Source organism: Microbacterium sp. (assembly GCF_036277215.1).
GTDB lineage: Bacteria > Actinomycetota > Actinomycetes > Actinomycetales > Microbacteriaceae > Microbacterium.
Genome location: NZ_DASUNI010000274.1, coordinates 1 through 3,053, shown reverse-complemented (window position 1 = coordinate 3,053; position 3,053 = coordinate 1). Strand labels below are relative to the sequence as shown.

At 70.2% G+C, this 3,053-nt stretch carries 2 protein-coding genes; both read left to right on the top strand.

The genetic code is table 11. The features are described from left to right. Positions 1-2,074, top strand: a 2,074-nt coding sequence (locus VFX99_RS13495) for a hypothetical protein (RefSeq protein WP_329666811.1), incomplete at its 5' end; no start/stop codon positions are given. A 50-nt stretch (positions 2,075-2,124) separates the two neighbouring features. Next, positions 2,125-3,053 (top strand): alpha-amylase family glycosyl hydrolase (locus tag VFX99_RS13490; protein ID WP_329666810.1); only part of this gene is annotated, 929 nt, incomplete at its 3' end.

Genomic DNA, 3,053 nt, shown 5'->3' with positions numbered 1-3,053 from the left:
GATCGACGCCACCGACGACGTCGGGCGCTGCCACGACCAGGGCGTCGGGGGCCTGGCCCAGGCTCCGCGCGGCGGCCTGGAGATCGTGGACGTCACGGATCCGGCGGCGCCGAAGGAGATCGGCCTGACCAGCCACACCGGGGAGGCGCACACCGTCAACCTCGACCCGCGCCGTCCCCATATCGCCTACGCCGTCACCTCCGACGCGGTCAACGTCGCCAACGGCAAGCGACAGAACGAGGTCGACGAGTCCTCGGACGAGTTCGACCTCGACGGCTTCGAGGTGATCGACCTCTCGTCCTGCATGAACTTCCCCGCCGGAACGAGCCTGCAGGCCAAGCGCGACGCATGCCGCCCGCAGGTGTTCCGCTACCGCTTCCCGACGCTCGAGATGTCACAGGGGCATACGAACAAGGACGTCATCTACGGCTGCCACGAGCTCGAGGTCTATCCGGACGACAAGCTCACCTGCGGCTCGGGCGGCGCCGCGATCGTGCTCGACATGGCGGGCGCGTTCGACGCCAACGGGACCCCGACCGACTTCACCGACGACAAGCCCCGCGGGCAGGCGCTGGGCTGCCGGGTCCGCGATACCTCCACGGCGGCGCCCCAGTTCAAGACGGGCGCGAAGATCACGGACTGCGTGGACGGGAACGGCACGGGCACCGAGGACCTGTCCGTCGCCGAGTGGCTCGCCGCGGGCGCGCCGTCGCTGCAGGGCGTCCGGCACCTCGGCTCGGTCCACCACCAGGGCCGCAACACGTCGCAGGAGGACCAGGTCAACCCGGCCTTCCCGTCGACCGAGGACATCGACTTCAACCACGAGACGGAGTACGCGACCTCCCGCCGGTTCCTGCTCGCGACGGACGAGCGGGGCGGCGGCGTGACGCCGCCCGGCGCCACGTGCCCGACGTCGCCGGCGGACAATCCGGACGGCAACGGCGGCATCCACGCCTACCGCTCAGGCGCGCTCTCGACGGGAGCCGCGGGCACCGCCGAGTCGGCGTTCGGCGCGTATGCGCGCGACTCGAAGGGCAACAAGGCGATCTACCGCGCGCCGATCCGAACCCAGCCGCAGGCGAGCCTGTGCACGGCGCACGTGTTCCAGCAGATCCCGGGCCAGAACCGGATCTTCATGGGCTGGTACTCGCAGGGCACCCAGGTCGTCGACTTCACCGAGAACCCCGACGGGACGATCGACTTCAACGAGGCCGGCTACTTCATCCCGGCGAACGCCAACACGTGGGTCTCGCACGTGTTCAAGGCCCAGCGCAACGGCGACGGGTCCTTCACGTACTGGGGCGCCACGGGCGACTTCCAGCTCGGCGGCCAGGGCCGCAGCGCGATGGACATCTACAAGGTGACGCTCCCCGCGCCGCCCGACCCGCAGGGCGGGACGGGCACGCAGGGGGCGCCCGGGCTCGCGGGCGCCGCCGCGGGCGGCGACCGCTGCGCCACGGTGGCCGGCTTCCGTCGCGTCGGCGCCAAGCGCGCCAAGCGCGGCGGCCTGCGGCTGACCTTCACGCGCCGCAGCGCCCGCTCCGTTCGCGTGGACGTCTTCCGCCAGACGAAGGGCCGCTCGATCACGAAGCTCAAGCGCGTCAAGGCGTTCCGCTCGCGCAAGCGCTCCTTCACGTGGAAGGCGCGCGGCGTCCGCAACGGCCACTACGTCGTGCGCTTCCGGACCCAGCTCGCGGACGGCAGCGCCGACCTGCGCCGGATCGCCGTGCAGCGCAAGGGCGGCCGCTTCACCGTGCGCCCCGCGTTCCAACGCGCCAACTCCTGCACCAATCTCGTCGGGGCCTTCCGGCTCAACCGGCCGGTGTTCGGCGGCAGGCAGAAGCGCGCGCTGTTCGCCTCCTTCCGCCTCAACCAGACGGCCGACGTGAAGCTGACGATCACCCGCAACGGCAAGGTCCTGCGCACAACTCAGCGCCGCTCCTACGCCGCCGGCAAGGGCCGCACGATCCGCGTCACGCCGAAGGGCCGCGCCCGCGGCGACTACGTGGTGACGATCAGCGCCGAGCGCCAGGGCCGCACGGCCACCGCGACCCTCACCTCGCGCCGCCTCTGACGGGGCAATAACCTCCCCTCCTCGAGCACACCGGGGAGGGGAGAAGTCTCATGTCGTCACCGCCACGCCGCGCGCTGGCCGCGCTGCTTGCGTCACTGGCCGTAGCCGCGCTGTCCGCCGCGCCGGCCGCGGCCAAGGGCCCGGACCACAAGGCGCAGCACAGCCTGCGCGCGCCGCTGACCGGCGAGAACTTCTACTTCGTGATGGCCGACCGGTTCGAGAACGGCCGTACGGACAACGACCTCGGCGGGCTGCCCGCCGCGAAGGACCAGTCGGGCTTCGACCCCAAGGACAAGGCCTACTACCACGGCGGCGACCTGGCCGGGCTGATCGACCGGATCGACTACATCCGCGGCCTGGGCACCACCGCGATCTGGCTGACGCCGAGCTTCAAGAACAAAGCGGTCCAGGACAACAACGGCTTCCCGTCGGCGGGCTACCACGGCTACTGGATCACCGACTTCACGCAGATCGATCCGCACCTGGGGACCAACGACGAGCTGCGGCAGCTCGTCACCAAGGCACACGCGCGCGGGATGAAGGTCTTCTTCGACATCATCACCAACCACACCGCGGACGTGATCTCCTACGAGGAGGGCGCGGCGCCGGCCTACGTCTCCAAGGACCGCGTGCCCTACAAGGACGCCTCCGGCCGCGAGTTCGACGACCTAGACTACGCGGGCACGAGCAGCTTCCCGCCGCTGTCGGCGAGCGTCTCCTTCCCGTACCACCCGTTCAACCCGGCGGGCGAGGAGAACGTCAAGGTCCCGTCCTGGCTCAATGACGTGCGCCGCTATCACAACCGCGGCAACACGACCTTCGCGGGCGAGAACTCCCTCTACGGCGACTTCTTCGGGCTCGACGACCTCTTCACCGAGCAGCCGCAGGTCGTGGAGGGGATGACGGAGATCTACGAGAAGTGGATCGGCGACTTCTCGATCGACGGCTTCCGCATCGACACGATGAAGCACGTCAACGA